Consider the following 19,743-nt stretch of genomic DNA (forward strand, 5'->3'; position numbering starts at 1 on the left):
GCTCCAATGTTTTTGTTATGTAACCAATGCGCCCGAGAGATAGCGACGTGATGCGTCGCTTTCAGGGGCATCCAGAACCTGTTTGGCAGGTCCGTGTTCCACCACACGCCCGCCCTGCATCATCACAATATCCGCAGCCAATCGCCGCGCTTGTCCGATATCATGTGTCACCATGACGAGCCGCACTCCACGCGCCGAGGCTCGCAGGATCATGCGCTCAATCATCTGCACAGCGCTTGGGTCCAGTGCGCTGGTCGGCTCATCCAGAAACAGGGTCTCAGGGGTCATCGCCAAAGCCCGCAGGATCGCCAGCCGTTGCGCCTCCCCGCCCGACAAAAACCGCGCGGGCTGCCGGGCTTTGCCCTCAAGGCCCCCTTCGGCCAACAGCTCGGCAATCCGAAGTTTGCGCGCGCGACGCCCCAGCCCCTGCCGTTTCAGCACGAAGTCCAGATTGGCGGAAACCGATCGGCGCAGAAGAACCGGCTGCTGGAACACCATCGCCTGCCGCGCTGTATGAGAGGCATTCAGCGGAGTGCCATCTTGAACAACCTGCCCCTGATCTGGTGAGATCAACCCATGCAGACACCGTAAAAGCAGGCTTTTGCCCGCCCCGTTAGGACCCAGCAACAGTGTTGGCCCCGGCCCGTCCAGTGTTAGATCAGCCACATCCAGAAGGACCTGTCCGTTGCGCCGGATGACCAGATCGCGGACCTGCAGGGACTGTGTCATCTCAAAGGTCAGATCACGCATGACGCAACCCCTCCCGTTCGGCGCGGAGGCTGGCGGCGCTGACCATGGCGTTCACAGCCACCGCGATCCCGATCAGGATCGCCCCCAGCGCCAGCGCCAAAGCCAGATTGCCCTTGGAGGTCTCGAGCGCGATTGTCGTCGTCATGACCCGCGTGACGTGATTGATGTTGCCGCCCACGATGATCACGGCGCCCACCTCGGCAATGGCCCGTCCAAACCCGGCCAAAAGCGCAGTAATCAAAGCCAAGCGCGCATCCCACAACAACACCGGAACCGAGGCCAGACGCGACACCCCAAGTGAACGGAGTTGTTCCGAGTATTCTTCGGCCAACATCTCAACCACTTGCCGGGTCAGCGCGGCGACGATGGGCGTGACCAAAACCACCTGCGCGATGATCATAGCGGTGGGTGTATAGAGCAACTCCAACACTCCCAAAGGTCCCGAACGGGACAGCATCAGATAAACCAGCAGCCCAACCACCACCGGCGGGAACCCCATCAGAGCATTCATCAGCACGATCAACGCGCGGCGACCGGGAAAGCGCGCCACGGCCAGCGCTGCCCCAACGGGCATCCCGATCAGCGCCGAGATCAGCACCGCGAAAACGGATACTTTCAGAGACAGGAAGACAATCGCCCATAGCTCTGCATCCCCATTGAGGATGAGAGAGAGGGCGTGACTGAATTCTTCTGCAAATCCTTGCATTTTATCCTTCTGGGTGCGCCTGGATGGATGATTTGCGTTAATTTACAAGGAAATACTACTATAGATTCACCAAGAGTACATACACGAAACCGACAGTCGGAACAGAAAACGCGGCCCCGTTTTGAGACCGCGTCTTTGCGTCAGAAATGTCTGACTGGTTTAGTTCAACGCTGCGTCGGTCACTTGATGTGTCCACGCCCCTTCCGGCTTCGCGGTGATGACCGGATCGGACCCACCTGCGAGCAGCGTGCTGACCGTACGCTCAAAATCAGCCGGGTCCAGCGACCCGTTCGATCCTGCGGTCAGTTTAGCAATCTCGCCCATCATGCGTTTTTGATGCTCTTCGGTCTGCGCACCGGTTGCGTCATTGTCGAGAACGATCAGAGCGGCCTCATCCGGGTTCTCTTCGGCATATTTCCAGCCTTTCATCGAGGCCCGCACAAAGCGCTGCATTTTCTCAACAAAGGCTTCATCGCTCAGGTTCTCTTCCAGCACGTAGAGACCATCTTCCAACGTCGCAACGCCCTGATCCTCGTACTTGAAGGTCACCAGCTCATCCGGATTCACGCCTGCATCAATGACCTGCCAGTATTCATTGTAGGTCATGGTGCTGATGCAATCGGCCTGACGCTGCAGCAGAGGATCGACGTTGAAGCCCTGCTTCAACACCTCAACACCGTTTTCAGCCTTGCCGCCTGTGTCGATGCCCAGTTGGCTCATCCAGCTCATAAACGGGAATTCGTTGCCAAAGAACCAAACGCCGAGGGTGCGGTTCTTCAAATCCTCGGGCGAGGAAATCCCCGCATCCTTCCAGCAGGTCAGCATCATGCCTGAGCTTTTGAAAGGCTGAGCGATATTGACCAGCGGCAAGCCTTTTTCGCGCGCGGCCAATGCGGCCGGCATCCATTCGACGGTCACATCTGCGCCACCGCCCGCGATCACCTGAGTGGGCGCGATATCGGGACCGCCCGGCAGGATGGTAACATCCAGATCTTCTTCCTCGTAGAACCCCTTGTCCTTCGCGACGTAGTAGCCTGCGAACTGCGCCTGCGTGACCCATTTGAGCTGCAACGTCACCTCATCGGCGGCCAGTGATGCACTGGCGGCCAGGCTAAAGGCGGCAACCGCCCCGCTGAGTAGCTTTTTCATCTTCATCTTCTCCTTGTTACGAATTGTGCCCCGTTTTCGGGGTCTGGTTGGTCTTGTTATCTGCGTTGTGAGGGGTGCCAAAAGGTTACCATTTTTTCGAGCCCTGCCACCAAAGCATAGAACACTGTTCCAGCGACTGCCGCCACTGCGATTTCTGCCCAGACGAGGTCGATCGACAGGCTTCCCACCCCGGTTGAAATCCGAAAGCCCATACCGCGTGTGGGGGAGCCGAAGTATTCGGCCACAATCGCGCCGATCAGCGCCAATGTGGTGGCAATCTTGAGGCCATTGAATATGAACGGCATCGCCGCAGGCAGGCGTAGCTTGATCAACGTTTGCGTATAGCTGGCCGCATAGGTCCGCATCAGGTCGCGCTGCATCGCGTCCGCCTCACGCAGACCTTGCACCGTATTCACGAGGATCGGAAAGAACACCATCACGACAACCACGGCGGCCTTGGAGTGCCAATCGAACCCGAACCAGCTGACCAGAATAGGCGCGATTCCAACGATAGGCAGCGCGGCCACAAAGTTACCGATGGGCAGCAACCCTCGGGTCAGAAAGACGGACCGGTCGATCAGAACAGCCGTTAGAAAAGCGGCAGTAGCTCCGATTGCAAATCCGGTGAATGCCCCTTTGAACACAGTCTGTTTGAAGTCTTGCCAGAGAATATCGGTCGAGTTCACAAAGGTCTGCGCCACCATGGACGGCGGCGGCAGGATCACAGGCGAGACGCCCAGCCCTTGCACCAGCCCCTCCCACAGGATCAGTAGTGTGACACCAAAGAGCACGGGCACAAAGACGCGCACGCCTTTGGAGTCCTGGTAGATCGACCGCGCCAGCCATGCGTTCAGCCACCAGGCACCGACCCAGAAGACGAGGGAAAAGATCAACCAGCTCATGCGCTCATCCCCATACGTTTCAGGGTCACTCGCTGCAGTATGTCCAGTAAGGTCACTAGAATGCCCGCCAGAATGGCCGCTGCGAACAAGGCCGCCCAAATGGCCAAAGGCGTGCCGAACTGATCGCCGATCAGAATGCGCGCGCCGAGGCCCGAAATTGCTCCGGTGGGAAGTTCACCCACAATGGTCCCGACCAGAGCAGCTGCAATGCCCACCTTTAACGATGTAAACAGATAAGGCACCGAGGAAGGTAGGCGCAGTTTCAGGAACGCCTGCAATCCGGTCGCGTTGTAGGTTTGAAGCAAATCCAGCTGCGAAACGGCTGGCGAGCGCAGCCCTTTAACCATCCCGACCAGCACAGGAAAATAGCATAGGTAAGCCGAGATAATCGCCTTGGGCACCCCGCGCCCTTCGATCCCCAACTGAGAACTCAGGACGATGATCATCGGAGCCAGCGCTACGATCGGCACGGTTTGGCTGATGATGGCCCATGGCATCAAGCTCATATCCACAACGCGGGAATAGACGATGGCCACGGCCCCCAGGATGCCAACGGCCGTGCCCAGCACAAATCCCCAGAGCGTGGATTGCAGCGTGATCCACCCGTGATAGATCAACGAGCGTTTCGACATCGCCCGCCCTCGCATCACCATTTCGCCGGTGGTTTTCCAAAGCTCCTGCCCAACTTGAACGGGCGTTGGCAGGCGCGGCCGGTCCAGCTCATAACCACCTGCAATATGCGACGGGTTTTGCACCATCAGAACCCAGACCGAGACCTGCTGACGGTCCCTCGACGTCTCGGGCGTCACAGTTTCCCCTGCCCGTTCCGCCTGATCGAGCGAGACACGAACATTCATTGGTGCAACGGCCAGATACCAAAGGACCGCAATGGCCAGCAGCACAGTCAGAACCGATAAGACCTGCTTCATGCGTTCCACTCCATCCGGTAGACCGGCACGGTATCCGGGGGCACGGGCGGCTCTTCGCTTGTTACCTCGAACCCTTCGCGTTGATAGAACCGTTGCGCCGCCGTGTTCGGTGTGTGTGTCGTCAGCCAAAGAAACGCGCGACCCTCTTTGGCCCTGTCGACAAAGCGCTTGCCAATGCCTTGCCCGGTCCGTCTGCAATAAAGCGCACCGATCTTCTGCTCATTCGGATCTACGGACATATAGCAATCGACCGGGTTACCGGTGACCCAGATCTCACGATGATCGAACGCCTCTTCAATCAACGCCGTCAGTTGTTCAACTGGCAGTTCTTCCGGCATCCAATCCGTCTGGCAGGCCCAATCATGGATAACCTGGGCACAGGCAGGCACGTCTTGCAACGTGGCGCGCCTGATCATATCCGAGGCCCCATCAGTCATCATAAGAATGCCCCGCTCGCAGACCGTCCCGCACCCGGTGTGCAACCTCTATAAACTCTGGCGTATCGCGGATATCCAAGGGCCGCTCTTTGGGCAGAGGGCTGTCGATCACATCCGTAATCCGCCCGGGCCGAGGGCTCATCACCACGATCTTGGTGCTGAGATACACGGCCTCGGGGATCGAGTGCGTGACGAATCCAATCGTCTTCTCGGTACGCGCCCAAAGCGCCAGAAGCTGCTCGTTGAGGTGATCGCGCACGATCTCGTCCAACGCGCCAAACGGCTCATCCATCAGCAAGATGTCCGCGTCAAAAGCCAAAGCCCGCGCGATACTGGCCCGCTGCTGCATACCGCCCGAAAGCTGCCAAGGGAATTTCCCACCAAACCCAGCAAGATCAACAAGTTCAAGAACTTTGTTCACGCGCTCTTCCTGCTCGGACGCGGAATAACCCATGATCTCCAGCGGAAGTTTGATATTCTTGGAGATGGTCCGCCACGGATACAGACCCGCCGCTTGAAACACATACCCATAGGCCCGCTTGCGCCGCGCCTCATCCGGGGTCATGCCGTTGACGGTCAGAGTGCCGCCGGTTGGCGTCTCCAAAGCCGCGATGCAGCGCAGAAAGGTGGTCTTGCCACAGCCCGAAGGGCCGATAAAGCTGACAAAGTCGCCTTTGTCGATCGTCAGGTTCACATCTTTCAGCGCGTGAACCGGGCCGTCATTCGTCTGGAAGGTGAGATCCAGCTGCCTTGCCTCGATCACAGGCTGGGTCGTAGAGTCAGTGTTCATTCCATAGCCTTGAAAAATTGGATTGCGGGCCGCCCGACTAGCGGCCCGAATGCGTCAGACGCCCGTCGCTGGAATACCCGTCCGCTCCACCGGGCGCGGGGCGGTCAGTTCTTTCCAGGTGCTCAGCGCCTTGTTTACATGGGTGTTGGCCTCACGCGCCACGAACTTCCCGTGCCCTTCCTGTGTCTGGATCTCACCATCATGCACGGCAACCGAACCACGGGTCAGCGTGAATCGCGGCAACCCGCGCACTTCTTTACCCTCGAACACGTTGTAGTCGATCGAAGACTGCTGCGTCTCAGATGAAATCACCTTGGCCTTGTCCGGATCCCACACCACCAGATCAGCATCTGCTCCAATCAGAACTGCCCCCTTTTTCGGATAGCAATTCAATATCTTGGCGATGTTTGTTGAAGTCACGGCCACAAACTCGTTCGGCGTCAAACGCCCGGTATTCACCCCATGGGTCCAGAGCATCGGCATCCGATCCTCCAACCCTCCGGTCCCGTTCGGGATTTTGGTGAAATCCCCCACGCCATAGCGTTTCTGCTCGGTCGTAAAGGCGCAATGGTCCGTGGCGACTACGCTCAACGTGCCCGATTGCAGACCGTTCCACAGGCTATCCTGATGCTGCTTGTTCCGGAACGGAGGGCTCATGACCCGCCGCGCCGCATGTTCCCAATCGTGGTGGAAATACTCGCTCTCATCCAAGGTCAGGTGCTGGATCAGAGGTTCTCCCCAAACCCGCTTGCCCTGCATCTTTGCGCGCCGTATGGCCTCATGCGCCTCTTCGCACGAGGTATGCACCACGTACAGAGGCACACCGGCCATGTCCGCAATCATGATCGCGCGGTTGGTCGCTTCGCCTTCGACCTGCGGCGGGCGGGAATAGGCGTGTGCCTCAGGGCCGGTATTGCCCTCGGCCAAAAGTTTGGCACTCAGCTCGGCCACGACGTCACCGTTCTCGGCATGCACCATCGCGGTGCCACCCAACTCGGCCAGACGTTTGAACGAGGCAAACAACTCGTCGTCATTCACCATCAACGCGCCTTTATAGGCCATGAAATGCTTGAACGTGTTGATGCCACGCGTCTCGATGACAGTCTTGATGTCGTCGAACACCTGCTCACCCCACCAGGTCACCGCCATGTGGAACGAGTAGTCACAATTCGCCCGCGTCGACTTGTTGTCCCAACGCTTGAGCGCGTCCAGCAGGCTCTCGCCCGGATTGGGCAGCGCGAAATCCACCACCATCGTCGTGCCACCGGCCAGGGCCGCGCGCGTGCCGCTTTCGAAATCGTCGCTGGAATAGGTCCCCATAAACGGCATCTCGAGATGCGTATGCGGATCAATCCCGCCCGGCATGACATAGCAACCGGTCGCATCCAATTCCTTGTCGCCGCGCAGGTCCGGCCCAACCTCGGTGATCACGCCGCCCTCAACTTTCACATCCGCCTTATAAGTCAGATCGGCGGTTACGATGGTCCCGTTCTTGATGACAGTACTCATTTCAAACTCCCTGTTGCGGTCTGCGCCGCTTGCTTCATCTGGCTAAAAATATCCCGGGGGAGTCGCGGCCTGCCGCGACGGGGGCAGCGCCCCCTATTCCATGATCTCCGCCGTCTCAACGACCGCATGCAGCAAAACATCCGCCCCGGCAGCCGCCCAATCCTTGCTGATCTCTTCGGCCTCGTTGTGGCTCAACCCATCTACGCAGGGGCACATCACCATCGCGGTCGGCGCGACCCGGTTGATCCAGCAGGCATCGTGCCCGGCACCCGAAATGATATCCGTATGGGAATACCCCAGCCGCTCTGCCGCGTCGCGCACGGCGGCCACACATCCCTCATCGAATTTGACCGGATCGAAACCACCGACCTTTTCGAATTCAATCTGCAGGCCCATTTCGTTCACGATATCCTCGGCCGCCACACGCAGGCGGTTTTCCATATCAGTGATCACATCCAACTCGGGCGAGCGGAAATCGACCGTGAACACCACCTTGCCCGGAATCACATTGCGAGAGTTCGGGTACACATCGATATGCCCCGCAGCCCCAACGGCATGCGGCGCATGTGACCAGGCAATCTCATCCACTTTTTCAAGAATACGCGCCATCGCCAGACCCGCATTCTTGCGCATGGGCATCGGGGTCGAGCCGGTATGAGCATCCTTGCCGGTCACCGTGATCTGGGTCCAACTCAGCCCCTGACCATGGGTGACGACGCCAATATCCTTCCCCTCGGCCTCCAGAATCGGGCCCTGTTCGATATGCAGTTCAAAGAACGCATGCATCTTGCGCGCGCCGACCTCTTCCTCGCCGCACCAGCCGATGCGCTGCAATTCATCGCCGAATTTTTTGCCCTCGGCATCCTCACGGTCATAGGCCCAATCCTGCGTGTGCATCCCGGCAAACACGCCCGAAGACAGCATCGCCGGGGCGTAGCGTGTACCCTCTTCATTTGTCCAGTTGGTCGCCACGATCGGATGTTTGGTTTTGATTCCCAGATCGTTCAGCGTGCGGATGATCTCCAACCCGCCAAGAACGCCCAGAACCCCGTCATATTTCCCTCCGGTCGGCTGTGTATCCAGATGAGAGCCGACGTAGACCGGCAGCGCGTCCGGGTCCGTGCCCTCTCGTCGTGCGAACATGTTGCCCATCTGATCCAAGCCCATGGAACAGCCCGCATCCTCACACCAGCTTTGGAACAGCGCGCGCCCTTCGGCGTCTTCATCGGTCAGCGTCTGGCGGTTGTTGCCGCCCGCAACGCCGGGGCCGATCTTGGCCATCTCCATCAGGCTGTCCCACAACCTGTCGCCATTGATCCTGAGATTCTGCGCCGGAGCTGCCATAGTCTTCTTCCCTGTTGCTTGCGATTGGCTCGCTTTTGGTGTCTTGATTTGACCATCTGGTCAAACTCACGCTATCACGGGTTCGAGATCAGTCAAGAAATTGCGCGCCATCGCTGGAGTTTTCAGCAAAATCCCCTATGAAATGGCGCGAAAACAGACACGTTGGACACATGCCGAAAGACCGCGCACCCACCAGAATACAAAAGAAAAATCGCGCTGCGATTCTGGAAGCCGCGCTCGAGGTCTTTTCGACCCACGGGTTTCGCGGGGCCACCGTGGATCAGATTGCGTCGGCTGCCGGGCTGAGCAAACCCAACCTGCTCTATTACTACCGCAGCAAAGACGCGATTTATGCCGCCCTGCTCGAGCGTCTTCTGGACACGTGGCTAGACCCGATGCGTGCTATCGATCCCGATGGCGATCCTCTGAGCGAGCTGTTGGGATATATCCACCGCAAGCTGGAAATGAGCCGCGACTACCCGCGTGAAAGCCGTCTGTTTGCCAATGAAATCATTCGCGGCGCTCCACATATCTATGACGTGCTGTCTACTGATCTGAAAGCGCTGGTCGATGAAACCTCGGCCCTGATCCGCCGCTGGATGGCCGAGGGGCATATCGCCGAAGTGAACCCCTATCACCTGATCTTCTCGATCTGGTCTTTGACCCAGCACTACGCGGATTTCGACGTCCAGATCCGCGCCGTTCTGGTCGAGGATGACGCCGACCCATACCCCGACGCGAAAATCTATCTTGATCAGGTGTTCACGCGCCTTCTAACGCGGTAACCGCTATTTCGCAGGTTTCAGCGCCAGAATACGGCGCAAAAGCACGATCACCATGGCGATCAGAATGGTCAGGTCGCCCATGGTTTTGACCGTATTGATCTTGGGCACCTTGCCGGCATCCTTGACGATCGCGGTGTACATTTTCGGCTGCTGCACCCCAGCCATGTGATCCTTGGCCGAGGCCTTCACGAAGGCGTCAAAATTCTGCAGCGCCTTGACCTTTTTGGCCACCTGCCCAAGGAACCGTTGGTCCAGCTGACGCTCTTCCTTCAACTTCGCCATCATCTCTTCGAGAGAGCGTTTCAGCTTTTCAAGGCTGTCCACGTCACGTTTGATCTGCTTCTGATGCTGAAGAAAATACTTGGCGGCCATCGCGTCACGTTGCTTGGCCTTGGACAGGGCAACGTTCTTTTTGGACGTGTCACGGTCAAGCTTGGTGACCTTGTTGCCGCCCTTGTTCCGGCCCGGTGGTGCCGCTGGCATGACATTCTCCTATGATGTTTGTCCAGCGGTTTGTCTGGTATTTTTGATCTTGAAGGCTGGGAAGTCCTCGAATATCCAATTGTTTTTCAATGTGTTGTAGATGATGGTCAGGAGCTTTCGAGCGGTGGCGATGATGGCTTTTCCCGACCCGCGCCGCTCCTTGATGCGGCGGTAGAACGTGTTGAGATAGCCGGAATATCGGATGGCGCTGAGCGTGCATTGCACCAGCGTCGTACGCACCAGCTTGTTGCCCTGCTTCGTAATCCTGCCGTGTATTTCAACGCCGTTTGAGGCGGCAACACGCGGCACGATCCCCACATAAGCGGCCAGTTTGTCGGCGGTGGCAAAGTCGTTCACATCGCCAATCCCGGACAGGAAAATCGCAGCGGCCCGCGCTCCAATGCCCTTGATTGAGGTGATTTCCTCAAACCCATCAAGCGCTGCAGCGGTCTCTCCTATGATGTTTGTCCAGCGGTTTGTCTGGTATTTTTGATCTTGAAGGCTGGGAAGTCCTCGAATATCCAATTGTTTTTCAATGTGTTGTAGATGATGGTCAGGAGCTTTCGAGCGGTGGCGATGATGGCTTTTCCCGACCCGCGCCGCTCCTTGATGCGGCGGTAGAACGTGTTGAGATAGCCGGAATATCGGATGGCGCTGAGCGTGCATTGCACCAGCGTCGTACGCACCAGCTTGTTGCCCTGCTTCGTAATCCTGCCGTGTATTTCAACGCCGTTTGAGGCGGCAACACGCGGCACGATCCCCACATAAGCGGCCAGTTTGTCGGCGGTGGCAAAGTCGTTCACATCGCCAATCCCGGACAGGAAAATCGCAGCGGCCCGCGCTCCAATGCCCTTGATTGAGGTGATTTCCTCAAACCCATCAAGCGCTGCAGCGGTCTCTTCCAGCGCCTTATCCAGCCTGCGGATCGCGGCACTCAACTGCAACGCCTGATCCCGCAGCTCCGTCAGTTCGATCCGTTCGACGTCGCTGAAGCGTTCAATCTCCAAAGCGCGCAACCGTTTGTCCGAGAAAACCGCCTTCTTGAGTTTGATCCCGTGCCGATTGAACATGCCATGGATCTTGTTGAGTACCCTGGTACGCGATTTCACCAACATGTCTCGAGTCTGTGCCAGAGAGGCCAGTTCGGTTTCACCTGCACGTTTCAGGCGTGTCTCGGGGAGCATGTCTTTAGACAGGAACGTCGCCAGAGCGCGCGCATCGTTGCGGTCGGTTTTCTTCACCGATTTGCGGATCACCTGGAACTGGCGTGGGTTCACCACGACGATCCGGCCCACGCAGGGGCGAATTTCTCGGCAGAACCATGCCGAGTTGCCGGTCGCTTCTACCGCCACTTCATCCTCCGCATCCACGCTCAGGCAGAACCGCTCAAGATCAGCCGCCGCGAGTTGAAACGTCTCAAACGCCTCTGAGCCATCCCCACCAATGCGGCAGATCGTGAAGGAATTCGTATGTAAATCGACACCAATAAAGGCCATGTGCTATACTCCCATCGTTGGGAGGCGGAACCCCGGATGGGGCGTGAACGGCCAAACCAAACTCCTATTCGAGGTCAGGGCAACAGCCCACGCCTCAGGATGGTCGTTCGGAAACAGGTGAAGGGTAATCTCCTTTACAGGGTCAAACGCCCTAGATTGCTCATACATCCTGAAACCTATCCGCCTCTCCCAACTCAATAACAGAATCAGGAATTTTGACCGTTCACAGCACATTCATCCCATCTCCTTTGATCCTGTCTGTCAGCGGCAGTGTAGCACCGAACCGGTGTTTTAGGGATGAGTGTTTCCCTTACTCCGCCGCTTTCGCCATCGGATTGTTCGGATGCGAAGTCCAGTTGGCATAGTCTGGCTGCACAGTTTTGCCTGTACGCGGATCGACCTCACCTGCTGCCATCGGCTCCATCGTGATGCAACCTTCGATCGGGCAGACATCGACACAGAGGTTACAGGCAACGCATTCGTCATCCATCACCTCGAACACACGTTCATCAGACATCGAGATCGCCTGATGGCTGGTATCCTCACAAGCCGCATAGCACCGGCCACATTTGATACACTGGTCCTGATCAATCTTGGCCTTGGCAACATAGTTCAGGTTCAGATACTGCCAGTCGGTGACATTGGGCACCGCACGACCGATGACCTGATCGATGCTGGTATAGCCTTTCTCGTCCATCCACTCCGACAGACCCGCCGTCAGTTCATCAATGATCTTAAACCCGTAGGTCATCGCAGCGGTACACACCTGCACATTGCCACAGCCAAGCGAGATAAACTCTGCCGCGTCCCGCCAGGTGGTCACGCCGCCAATGCCTGAGATGGGCATACCATGAGTGGCCTCGGCCCGCGCGATTTCGGACACCATCGACAGGGCAATCGGCTTGACGGCAGGACCACAATACCCACCGTGGCTGCCTTTGCCATCGATCGAAGGCTCGGGGCTGAACGTGTCCAGATTGACGCTGGTGATCGAGTTGATCGTGTTGATCAGCGACACTGCATCCGCGCCACCATTCCGTGCTGCTGCCGCAGGTTTGCGGATGTCGGTGATGTTCGGCGTCAGCTTCACGATGACCGGGCGGTCATAGTATTTCTTGCACCAACGGGTCACCATTTCGATGTATTCCGGCACCTGCCCCACGGCAGACCCCATGCCTCGCTCGCTCATGCCATGCGGGCAGCCGAAGTTCAGTTCGATCCCATCGGCGCCTGTCTCGGCGACGCGCGGCAGGATGGCTTTCCACGCCTCCTCCTCGCAGGGCACCATGATCGAGGCGATCAGCGCGCGATCCGGATAGTCCGCCTTGACCCGCGCCATTTCCTCAAGGTTCACCTCTAGCGGGCGGTCGGTGATCAACTCGATGTTGTTCAGACCCAGCAGCCGCCGATCAGCACCATAGATCGCGCCATAGCGCGGCCCGTTCACATTCACGACCGGAGGGCCCTCGGCCCCCAACGTTTTCCACACAACACCACCCCATCCGGCCTCGAATGCGCGGCGGACGTTGTATTCCTTGTCCGTCGGCGGCGCAGAGGCCAGCCAATAGGGGTTGGGGCTGGAAATGCCCAGAAAGTTTGTCGTCAGATCGGCCATGGCTTCTCCTATGATGTTTGTCCAGCGGTTTGTCTGGTATTTTTGATCTTGAAGGCTGGGAAGTCCTCGAATATCCAATTGTTTTTCAATGTGTTGTAGATGATGGTCAGGAGCTTTCGAGCGGTGGCGATGATGGCTTTTCCCGACCCGCGCCGCTCCTTGATGCGGCGGTAGAACGTGTTGAGATAGCCGGAATATCGGATGGCGCTGAGCGTGCATTGCACCAGCGTCGTACGCACCAGCTTGTTGCCCTGCTTCGTAATCCTGCCGTGTATTTCAACGCCGTTTGAGGCGGCAACACGCGGCACGATCCCCACATAAGCGGCCAGTTTGTCGGCGGTGGCAAAGTCGTTCACATCGCCAATCCCGGACAGGAAAATCGCAGCGGCCCGCGCTCCAATGCCCTTGATTGAGGTGATTTCCTCAAACCCATCAAGCGCTGCAGCGGTCTCTTCCAGCGCCTTATCCAGCCTGCGGATCGCGGCACTCAACTGCAACGCCTGATCCCGCAGCTCCGTCAGTTCGATCCGTTCGACGTCGCTGAAGCGTTCAATCTCCAAAGCGCGCAACCGTTTGTCCGAGAAACCCGCCTTCTTGAGTTTGATCCCGTGCCGATTGAACATGCCATGGATCTTGTTGAGTACCCTGGTACGCGATTTCACCAACATGTCTCGAGTCTGTGCCAGAGAGGCCAGTTCGGTTTCACCTGCACGTTTCAGGCGTGTCTCGGGGAGCATGTCTTTAGACAGGAACGTCGCCAGAGCGCGCGCATCGTTGCGGTCGGTTTTCTTCACCGATTTGCGGATCACCTGGAACTGGCGTGGGTTCACCACGACGATCCGGCCCACGCAGGGGCGAATTTCTCGGCAGAACCATGCCGAGTTGCCGGTCGCTTCTACCGCCACTTCATCCTCCGCATCCACGCTCAGGCAGAACCGCTCAAGATCAGCCGCCGCGAGTTGAAACGTCTCAAACGCCTCTGAGCCATCCCCACCAATGCGGCAGATCGTGAAGGAATTCGTATGTAAATCGACACCAATAAAGGCCATGTGCTATACTCCCATCGTTGGGAGGCGGAACCCCGGATGGGGCGTGAACGGCCAAACCAAACTCCTATTCGAGGTCAGGGCAACAGCCCACGCCTCAGGATGGTCGTTCGGAAACAGGTGAAGGGTAATCTCCTTTACAGGGTCAAACGCCCTAGATTGCTCATACATCCTGAAACCTATCCGCCTCTCCCAACTCAATAACAGAATCAGGAATTTTGACCGTTCACAGCACATTCATCCCATCTCCTTTGATCCTGTCTGTCAGCGGCAGTGTGGCACCGAACCGGTGTTTTAGGGATGAGTGTTTCCCTTACTCCGCCGCTTTCGCCATCGGATTGTTCGGATGCGAAGTCCAGTTGGCATAGTCTGGCTGCACAGTTTTGCCTGTACGCGGATCGACCTCACCTGCTGCCATCGGCTCCATCGTGATGCAACCTTCGATCGGGCAGACATCGACACAGAGGTTACAGGCAACGCATTCGTCATCCATCACCTCGAACACACGTTCATCAGACATCGAGATCGCCTGATGGCTGGTATCCTCACAAGCCGCATAGCACCGGCCACATTTGATACACTGGTCCTGATCAATCTTGGCCTTGGCAACATAGTTCAGGTTCAGATACTGCCAGTCGGTGACATTGGGCACCGCACGACCGATGACCTGATCGATGCTGGTATAGCCTTTCTCGTCCATCCACTCCGACAGACCCGCCGTCAGTTCATCAATGATCTTAAACCCGTAGGTCATCGCAGCGGTACACACCTGCACATTGCCACAGCCAAGCGAGATAAACTCTGCCGCGTCCCGCCAGGTGGTCACGCCGCCAATGCCTGAGATGGGCATACCATGAGTGGCCTCGGCCCGCGCGATTTCGGACACCATCGACAGGGCAATCGGCTTGACGGCAGGACCACAATACCCACCGTGGCTGCCTTTGCCATCGATCGAAGGCTCGGGGCTGAACGTGTCCAGATTGACGCTGGTGATCGAGTTGATCGTGTTGATCAGCGACACTGCATCCGCGCCACCATTCCGTGCTGCTGCCGCAGGTTTGCGGATGTCGGTGATGTTCGGCGTCAGCTTCACGATGACCGGGCGGTCATAGTATTTCTTGCACCAACGGGTCACCATTTCGATGTATTCCGGCACCTGCCCCACGGCAGACCCCATGCCTCGCTCGCTCATGCCATGCGGGCAGCCGAAGTTCAGTTCGATCCCATCGGCGCCTGTCTCGGCGACGCGCGGCAGGATGGCTTTCCACGCCTCCTCCTCGCAGGGCACCATGATCGAGGCGATCAGCGCGCGATCCGGATAGTCCGCCTTGACCCGCGCCATTTCCTCAAGGTTCACCTCTAGCGGGCGGTCGGTGATCAACTCGATGTTGTTCAGACCCAGCAGCCGCCGATCAGCACCATAGATCGCGCCATAGCGCGGCCCGTTCACATTCACGACCGGAGGGCCCTCGGCCCCCAACGTTTTCCACACAACACCACCCCATCCGGCCTCGAATGCGCGGCGGACGTTGTATTCCTTGTCCGTCGGCGGCGCAGAGGCCAGCCAATAGGGGTTGGGGCTGGAAATGCCCAGAAAGTTTGTCGTCAGATCGGCCATGGCTTCTCCCTTCCCGGCTCAGCCGGTTTTTTTGAATATCATTTCGGTCGGGCGAACGCGCCCGGCCTTTAGGTTTTTTACGTAGTTTTGGAACTTCTCCGGTGCCGTCTCGCCCATCATCAGGTGGATGCCTAACGCGGGCGGGCCACTTTCGGCCATGCGCGCAAAGGCTTCCTCGAAGAACGCTAGAGCGAACTCGGTACGATCCGTCTCAGCCACCAGCTCCAGGCCCGCAGAACTTGCGGCATCTCGGTAGACATCGGGTGCGTGGACGAAGGACGTCTCGGCCACGGTGGACCATGGCAGAGGAAACGCAAGCGGCTCAGCCGCCTCACCGCCCATCACGTCGAACAAGGCAAAAGTACCACCTGTCGCCAGAGCCCGAGAGACTTCGGCGAACAATCCCGCCTTGTCTTCGATGTTCATGCCAACATGGAACATCACGGCCAGATCGAACCCAGCATCGGGAACCGGCATGTCGAGGGCGCTGCCGACCAGAAACTCTGACTTGTCGGAATGGCCGACAAGATCACTAAGCGTCTTGGCGGTCTCGACAAACTCAGGCGTCAGGTCGACCCCTGTGACCGTCGAGTCATACCGATCCACAATATAGCGCGATGTCCCGCCGATACCGCAGCCAACGTCCAGCACACGCGTTGCGTGGGTCGGCGAGAGCTGCGCGAACAAGTTGTCGGTCGCCTTCACACCACCCGTATGAAACTCGTCCCCGGCCTTGAGGTCGGCAACGGTGGCTGCATCCGGGTCAATACCACTGGCCTCAAGCGCCGCGCGGACGCGTTCGGTCAGGGCACCGGTTGTGTAGTGTTGGGCAACAGCTTGTTCGATCTGGGACATGACGATACCTCAGCAGCAATAAAAATGGGGTGAATACCCCATCCTATCACGAAACGAGCGTTGCGTGGATGTCCATCGCCGCGTCCCGGCCCTCGGCCACGGCCGTCACGGTCAGATCCTCGCCACCTGCGGCGCAGTCGCCACCCGCCCAGACACCGTCCAGAGAGGTTCGCCCTGCCCCGGTGACAGCGATCTTGTTACCGTCCAGCGCCAGACCTTCGGGCGCGCCTTCAAGCGTTTGACCGATGGCCTTGAGGACCTGATCAGCCGGAAGCCGGATCATCTCGCCCGTCCCTTCAAGCCTGCCGTCCCGAGTGGTCGTGTATTCCAGTTCGATATCGACCGCCGATCCATTGCCGTAGACGGCGACCGGCTGCACATTCGTCAGAATCCGCACCCCGTGCGAGGCGGCGAGGTCTTGTTCATACCGGCTAGCACCCATCGCATCGCGCCCTCGGCGATAGGCAATCGTGACATGCTCAGCGCCCAACAGTTTTGACTTCACGGCGGCGTCTACCGCTGTCATGCCTCCACCGATCACGACCACATTCCGCCCGACTGGCAAGTGGGCCAGATCTTCGGCCTGACGCACATCCGAAATGAAATCTACAGCAGCCCGCACACCGTACTTTTCGGTGCCTTGCGCACGCAGCGCATTCACACCCGCGAGACCGATCGACAGGAACACGGCATCATAGTTCTCGACCAACCCGTCCAGCGAAATCGTATCGCCCAGAACCGAGCCCGTCTCGATCGCAATGCCACCAATTTTCAGAAGCCAGTCCACTTCGGCCTGGGCGAAGTCATTGGTCGATTTGTAGGCTGCAATCCCGTATTCGTTCAGACCGCCGGGTTTCGGCTTGGACTCGTGAATTACCACGTCATGCCCCAGCATCGCCAGACGGTGCGCACAGGCAAGACCAGCTGGCCCTGCCCCAATCACGGCAACCGTTTTGCCGGTAGGCGCAGCGCGTTCGAAGGGGTGATCGCCCGCTACCATAACGGTGTCAGTCGAATAGCGCTGCAAGCGACCGATCTCGACCGGTTTGCCTTCCGCGGCTTCGCGAACGCAAGCTTCCTCGCACAAAGTCTCGGTCGGACAAACGCGGGCGCACATGCCACCCAGAATGTTTTGCTCGAGAATCGTGCGACCGGCTGCCTGCGGCTGACCGGCCTGGATCTGGCGAATGAACAACGGAATATCGATATCCGTCGGACAGGCCGTCACGCACGGCGCGTCATAGCAGAAATAACAGCGATCTGCCGCTACGGCGGCCTCATGCGGGGCCAAAGGCGGATGCAGATCGGTGAAATTCGAGGTCAGCTCATCGCTGGAAAGCCGCCCTGGGACAATCCCGGGTGCCATCTGGCCCTGTGCCATCACTCTACTCCCTGTAGATATGTTTGTTGTGAGGCTCAGCTTGCCACAATCTGATTTTTTATCAATTGGTAAATTTTATCATTCGGTCAAAAAATGAAAAATCCGGGCTTTTGACCCGGATTTCCGTGATTTTGCCCAAAATTGATGCGGGATCAGGTCAGATCATGCCCGTCAAATGCCCGGATTTCATCCAAACACGGGCGCCATCCGGCCCCGCAACGGCCTGTGACCGCGATCCGGGCGGCAGGCGCAGCCAGTCCCACGCGGCGAATGATTCACCGCCTTCGTCAAAACTGCCGGTGACAACAAACACCTCAAGCCCACCTTCTGCGCTCAGATCAATGGTCTCTCCCGCGGCCCATTGCGCGATGCGCACATCCTCATGCTCATCCTTGAACAGACGCAGATCGCCCTGACCGTTGATCGAGCGTTTGACCTCCGTCCGGTCGGAGGGATCGAATTGATGCAGCTTGACCAGAATGGTGGCCCCGTCGGCCGCCGAAGGGGTATGGGACGAGGTCGGAGGGTTGCGAACATAGCTGCCCACCGGAAAATTCCCGGTTTCGTCCTGAAAAACGCCATCCAGAACCAGAAACTCTTCCCCACCATCATGGGTATGAGCCGCGAAGGCACTGCCAGGGGCAAATCGGACGATCGTGGTGGCGCGGGCGACTTCCTCACCGATCCGGTCCAGCATCTTGCGCTCGACCCCTGCCGCAGGCGATTGTACCCACTCGGTCTGAGCAAAATGCACCGCAGCGCGTTTGGTGAAATCCGCGTTGATCCTCATGGCGGCCTCCTGCTTTGAGTTTCCTGCATGAGATGGGATGGAGAACGCGAGAATCAATCCAACAGTTTTGACGCCCTCTGCGGCTTGCTGTAATCCCAAAGAAAACGGGCGACAGGAACAGGCACGAATGGCTTCGCAGAAATTCAACATTGTCGTCATCGGGCAAAATAACCGTCTGCAATATGAGGCCCTTCTGTTCGCCGCCTCCCTGCGCCACTGTTCCCCCGGTTTTGACGGTAAGCTTTATGTCGCCACGCCAAACCCCGGCCCCCGTTGGAGCCAGAACCCAAGCATTCAGAACGAAGATGTGCGCAAGGCGCTGTCTCAGCTGGACGCCGAGATCCTGCCCTTCGACAATCATGTCTTCGGTGAGAGCTATCCGCATGGCAACAAGATCGAGGCCCTGCTGGCCCTGCCCGAGGGGGAACCGTTTGTCTTCTTCGACACCGATACGCTGATCACCGGCGACCTGACCTCGGTCCCGTTTGATTTCGAACGCCCCGGCGCCTCGCTCAAGGTTGACGGGACTTGGCCGAAACCCACTCTCTACGGTCCCGGGTTCGAGGGGATTTGGAGCGCGCTCTATCACCGCTTTGGTCTGGATTTCGACAGCTCGATTGATAACAGCCAGCCCAAGGAACACTGGAAGCGGTTTCTGTATTTCAACGCAGGCTATTTCTTCTATAAATGCCCTCGTCAGTTCGGCGAGCGGTTTCTGGACTATGCGAAAACCATACGCGACGAAGAGATACCCGAACTCACCGGGCAGAACCTTGACCCCTGGTTGGATCAGGCCGCCTTGCCGCTGGTGATCCATTCCTTCGGTGGCGGGCGTGATGCCTTGCCGGACGGGCTTCTCGATGCGTCGGTCAGTTGTCACTACCGGCTTTTCCCGCTGCTTTACGCCCGTGAGAGTGACCACGTGGTTGAGGTGCTCGAGACCGTCTCGGCGCCCAACAAGGTCAAGAAAGTCCTCAAGGCCTATGACCCTATGAAGAAGCTGATTTTTCAAGGCAAAGGCCACAAAATCCGCGAGATGTTCGACCAGAACGCCCTGCCGGGCCGCGAACAGGCCATCCGCAAGGCGATCAAGGCCAAAGGCCTCTGGCTACGCTGACAGGATCACCCACAAGATCACCCAGAGGATCGTTGTGCAAG

General features: G+C 58.1%; 20 protein-coding genes. 2 read left to right on the top strand and 18 right to left on the bottom strand.

Going from position 1 to position 19,743, the window contains the following annotated elements; translation table 11 throughout:
• Nucleotides 1-15: 15 nt before the first annotated feature.
• The 9 genes from ACOERD_RS16715 to ACOERD_RS16755 form a co-directional block, all read right to left on the bottom strand.
• Nucleotides 16-750 carry an ATP-binding cassette domain-containing protein gene (locus tag ACOERD_RS16715; protein ID WP_419739782.1) on the bottom strand — a complete coding sequence of 245 codons (735 nt, stop codon included), beginning with the start codon at nt 748-750 and terminating at the stop codon, nt 16-18.
• Nucleotides 743-1,456: an ABC transporter permease gene (locus ACOERD_RS16720; RefSeq protein WP_170457970.1), complete on the bottom strand. Its 714-nt coding sequence runs from the start codon at nt 1,454-1,456 to the stop codon at nt 743-745. Before ACOERD_RS16720 ends, ACOERD_RS16715 begins: the two co-directional genes overlap by 8 nt.
• A 159-nt stretch (nt 1,457-1,615) precedes the next feature.
• Complete coding sequence (locus ACOERD_RS16725; RefSeq protein ID WP_419739783.1) at nt 1,616-2,605, bottom strand: ABC transporter substrate-binding protein; 990 nt, start codon at nt 2,603-2,605, stop codon at nt 1,616-1,618.
• A gap of 56 nt (nt 2,606-2,661) precedes the next feature.
• Nucleotides 2,662-3,507, bottom strand: a complete 846-nt coding sequence (locus ACOERD_RS16730; RefSeq protein WP_419739784.1) for an ABC transporter permease — start codon at nt 3,505-3,507, stop codon at nt 2,662-2,664.
• On the bottom strand, nt 3,504-4,436 hold the full coding sequence (locus tag ACOERD_RS16735) for an ABC transporter permease subunit (RefSeq protein WP_170376556.1): 933 nt from the start codon (nt 4,434-4,436) through the stop codon (nt 3,504-3,506). Before ACOERD_RS16735 ends, ACOERD_RS16730 begins: the two co-directional genes overlap by 4 nt.
• Complete coding sequence (locus ACOERD_RS16740; protein ID WP_419739785.1) at nt 4,433-4,852, bottom strand: N-acetyltransferase family protein; 420 nt, start codon at nt 4,850-4,852, stop codon at nt 4,433-4,435. Before ACOERD_RS16740 ends, ACOERD_RS16735 begins: the two co-directional genes overlap by 4 nt.
• Nucleotides 4,853-4,865: 13 nt before the next feature.
• Complete coding sequence (locus ACOERD_RS16745; RefSeq protein ID WP_170376555.1) at nt 4,866-5,663, bottom strand: ABC transporter ATP-binding protein; 798 nt, start codon at nt 5,661-5,663, stop codon at nt 4,866-4,868.
• A 54-nt stretch (nt 5,664-5,717) separates the two neighbouring features.
• Nucleotides 5,718-7,172 (bottom strand): dihydropyrimidinase, encoded by a 1,455-nt coding sequence (hydA, locus tag ACOERD_RS16750; protein WP_419739786.1) that lies wholly within the window; start codon nt 7,170-7,172, stop codon nt 5,718-5,720.
• Between the two features lie 93 nt (nt 7,173-7,265).
• The gene (locus ACOERD_RS16755) at nt 7,266-8,516 is read right to left on the bottom strand and encodes a Zn-dependent hydrolase (protein WP_419739787.1); all 1,251 of its coding nucleotides are present in this window, start codon (nt 8,514-8,516) and stop codon (nt 7,266-7,268) included.
• 170 nt (nt 8,517-8,686) lie between these two features.
• Here ACOERD_RS16755 and ACOERD_RS16760 point away from each other — a divergent pair, with 170 nt between their 5' ends.
• Complete coding sequence (locus ACOERD_RS16760; protein ID WP_419739788.1) at nt 8,687-9,301, top strand: TetR family transcriptional regulator C-terminal domain-containing protein; 615 nt, start codon at nt 8,687-8,689, stop codon at nt 9,299-9,301.
• Nucleotides 9,302-9,304: 3 nt separating this feature from the next.
• Here ACOERD_RS16760 and ACOERD_RS16765 read toward each other — a convergent pair whose 3' ends face one another.
• The 9 genes from ACOERD_RS16765 to ACOERD_RS16805 form a co-directional block, all read right to left on the bottom strand.
• The gene (locus ACOERD_RS16765; RefSeq protein WP_419739789.1) at nt 9,305-9,784 is read right to left on the bottom strand and encodes a hypothetical protein; all 480 of its coding nucleotides are present in this window, start codon (nt 9,782-9,784) and stop codon (nt 9,305-9,307) included.
• A 9-nt stretch (nt 9,785-9,793) separates the two neighbouring features.
• Nucleotides 9,794-10,309, bottom strand: a complete 516-nt coding sequence (locus tag ACOERD_RS16770; RefSeq protein ID WP_419739790.1) for a transposase — start codon at nt 10,307-10,309, stop codon at nt 9,794-9,796.
• Nucleotides 10,240-11,280 carry an IS110 family transposase gene (locus tag ACOERD_RS16775; RefSeq protein ID WP_419739791.1) on the bottom strand — a complete coding sequence of 347 codons (1,041 nt, stop codon included), beginning with the start codon at nt 11,278-11,280 and terminating at the stop codon, nt 10,240-10,242. Before ACOERD_RS16775 ends, ACOERD_RS16770 begins: the two co-directional genes overlap by 70 nt.
• A 310-nt stretch (nt 11,281-11,590) precedes the next feature.
• Nucleotides 11,591-12,895: an NAD-dependent dihydropyrimidine dehydrogenase subunit PreA gene (preA, locus tag ACOERD_RS16780; protein WP_419739792.1), complete on the bottom strand. Its 1,305-nt coding sequence runs from the start codon at nt 12,893-12,895 to the stop codon at nt 11,591-11,593.
• Between the two features lie 8 nt (nt 12,896-12,903).
• Nucleotides 12,904-13,944, bottom strand: coding sequence for an IS110 family transposase (locus tag ACOERD_RS16785; protein ID WP_419738393.1), 1,041 nt, complete (start codon nt 13,942-13,944; stop codon nt 12,904-12,906).
• 310 nt (nt 13,945-14,254) lie between these two features.
• Nucleotides 14,255-15,559, bottom strand: coding sequence for an NAD-dependent dihydropyrimidine dehydrogenase subunit PreA (gene preA, locus ACOERD_RS16790; RefSeq protein WP_419739792.1), 1,305 nt, complete (start codon nt 15,557-15,559; stop codon nt 14,255-14,257).
• 18 nt (nt 15,560-15,577) lie between these two features.
• Nucleotides 15,578-16,414 (bottom strand): class I SAM-dependent methyltransferase, encoded by an 837-nt coding sequence (locus tag ACOERD_RS16795; protein ID WP_419739793.1) that lies wholly within the window; start codon nt 16,412-16,414, stop codon nt 15,578-15,580.
• A 46-nt stretch (nt 16,415-16,460) separates the two neighbouring features.
• Nucleotides 16,461-17,795: an NAD(P)-dependent oxidoreductase gene (locus tag ACOERD_RS16800; RefSeq protein WP_419739794.1), complete on the bottom strand. Its 1,335-nt coding sequence runs from the start codon at nt 17,793-17,795 to the stop codon at nt 16,461-16,463.
• Nucleotides 17,796-17,952: 157 nt separating this feature from the next.
• On the bottom strand, nt 17,953-18,585 hold the full coding sequence (locus ACOERD_RS16805) for a cupin domain-containing protein (RefSeq protein ID WP_419739795.1): 633 nt from the start codon (nt 18,583-18,585) through the stop codon (nt 17,953-17,955).
• Between the two features lie 127 nt (nt 18,586-18,712).
• Here ACOERD_RS16805 and ACOERD_RS16810 point away from each other — a divergent pair, with 127 nt between their 5' ends.
• Nucleotides 18,713-19,702: a hypothetical protein gene (locus ACOERD_RS16810; RefSeq protein ID WP_419739796.1), complete on the top strand. Its 990-nt coding sequence runs from the start codon at nt 18,713-18,715 to the stop codon at nt 19,700-19,702.
• Nucleotides 19,703-19,743: the final 41 nt, after the last annotated feature.

The sequence above is a fragment of the Ruegeria sp. genome (assembly GCF_965199275.1).
Lineage (GTDB): Bacteria > Pseudomonadota > Alphaproteobacteria > Rhodobacterales > Rhodobacteraceae > Ruegeria.

What these genes read in the sequence shown, in the direction of transcription:
- ACOERD_RS16715 (WP_419739782.1), bottom strand. Translation starts at nt 750, where the DNA reads ATGCGTGATCTGACCTTTGAGATGACACAGTCCCTGCAGGTCCGCGAT.
- ACOERD_RS16720 (WP_170457970.1), bottom strand. Translation starts at nt 1,456, where the DNA reads ATGCAAGGATTTGCAGAAGAATTCAGTCACGCCCTCTCTCTCATCCTC.
- ACOERD_RS16725 (WP_419739783.1), bottom strand. Translation starts at nt 2,605, where the DNA reads ATGAAAAAGCTACTCAGCGGGGCGGTTGCCGCCTTTAGCCTGGCCGCC.
- ACOERD_RS16730 (WP_419739784.1), bottom strand. Translation starts at nt 3,507, where the DNA reads ATGAGCTGGTTGATCTTTTCCCTCGTCTTCTGGGTCGGTGCCTGGTGG.
- ACOERD_RS16735 (WP_170376556.1), bottom strand. Translation starts at nt 4,436, where the DNA reads ATGAAGCAGGTCTTATCGGTTCTGACTGTGCTGCTGGCCATTGCGGTC.
- ACOERD_RS16740 (WP_419739785.1), bottom strand. Translation starts at nt 4,852, where the DNA reads ATGATCAGGCGCGCCACGTTGCAAGACGTGCCTGCCTGTGCCCAGGTT.
- ACOERD_RS16745 (WP_170376555.1), bottom strand. Translation starts at nt 5,663, where the DNA reads ATGAACACTGACTCTACGACCCAGCCTGTGATCGAGGCAAGGCAGCTG.
- hydA (WP_419739786.1), bottom strand. Translation starts at nt 7,172, where the DNA reads ATGAGTACTGTCATCAAGAACGGGACCATCGTAACCGCCGATCTGACT.
- ACOERD_RS16755 (WP_419739787.1), bottom strand. Translation starts at nt 8,516, where the DNA reads ATGGCAGCTCCGGCGCAGAATCTCAGGATCAATGGCGACAGGTTGTGG.
- ACOERD_RS16760 (WP_419739788.1), top strand. Translation starts at nt 8,687, where the DNA reads ATGCCGAAAGACCGCGCACCCACCAGAATACAAAAGAAAAATCGCGCT.
- ACOERD_RS16765 (WP_419739789.1), bottom strand. Translation starts at nt 9,784, where the DNA reads ATGCCAGCGGCACCACCGGGCCGGAACAAGGGCGGCAACAAGGTCACC.
- ACOERD_RS16775 (WP_419739791.1), bottom strand. Translation starts at nt 11,280, where the DNA reads ATGGCCTTTATTGGTGTCGATTTACATACGAATTCCTTCACGATCTGC.
- preA (WP_419739792.1), bottom strand. Translation starts at nt 12,895, where the DNA reads ATGGCCGATCTGACGACAAACTTTCTGGGCATTTCCAGCCCCAACCCC.
- ACOERD_RS16785 (WP_419738393.1), bottom strand. Translation starts at nt 13,944, where the DNA reads ATGGCCTTTATTGGTGTCGATTTACATACGAATTCCTTCACGATCTGC.
- preA (WP_419739792.1), bottom strand. Translation starts at nt 15,559, where the DNA reads ATGGCCGATCTGACGACAAACTTTCTGGGCATTTCCAGCCCCAACCCC.
- ACOERD_RS16795 (WP_419739793.1), bottom strand. Translation starts at nt 16,414, where the DNA reads ATGTCCCAGATCGAACAAGCTGTTGCCCAACACTACACAACCGGTGCC.
- ACOERD_RS16800 (WP_419739794.1), bottom strand. Translation starts at nt 17,795, where the DNA reads ATGGCACAGGGCCAGATGGCACCCGGGATTGTCCCAGGGCGGCTTTCC.
- ACOERD_RS16805 (WP_419739795.1), bottom strand. Translation starts at nt 18,585, where the DNA reads ATGAGGATCAACGCGGATTTCACCAAACGCGCTGCGGTGCATTTTGCT.
- ACOERD_RS16810 (WP_419739796.1), top strand. Translation starts at nt 18,713, where the DNA reads ATGGCTTCGCAGAAATTCAACATTGTCGTCATCGGGCAAAATAACCGT.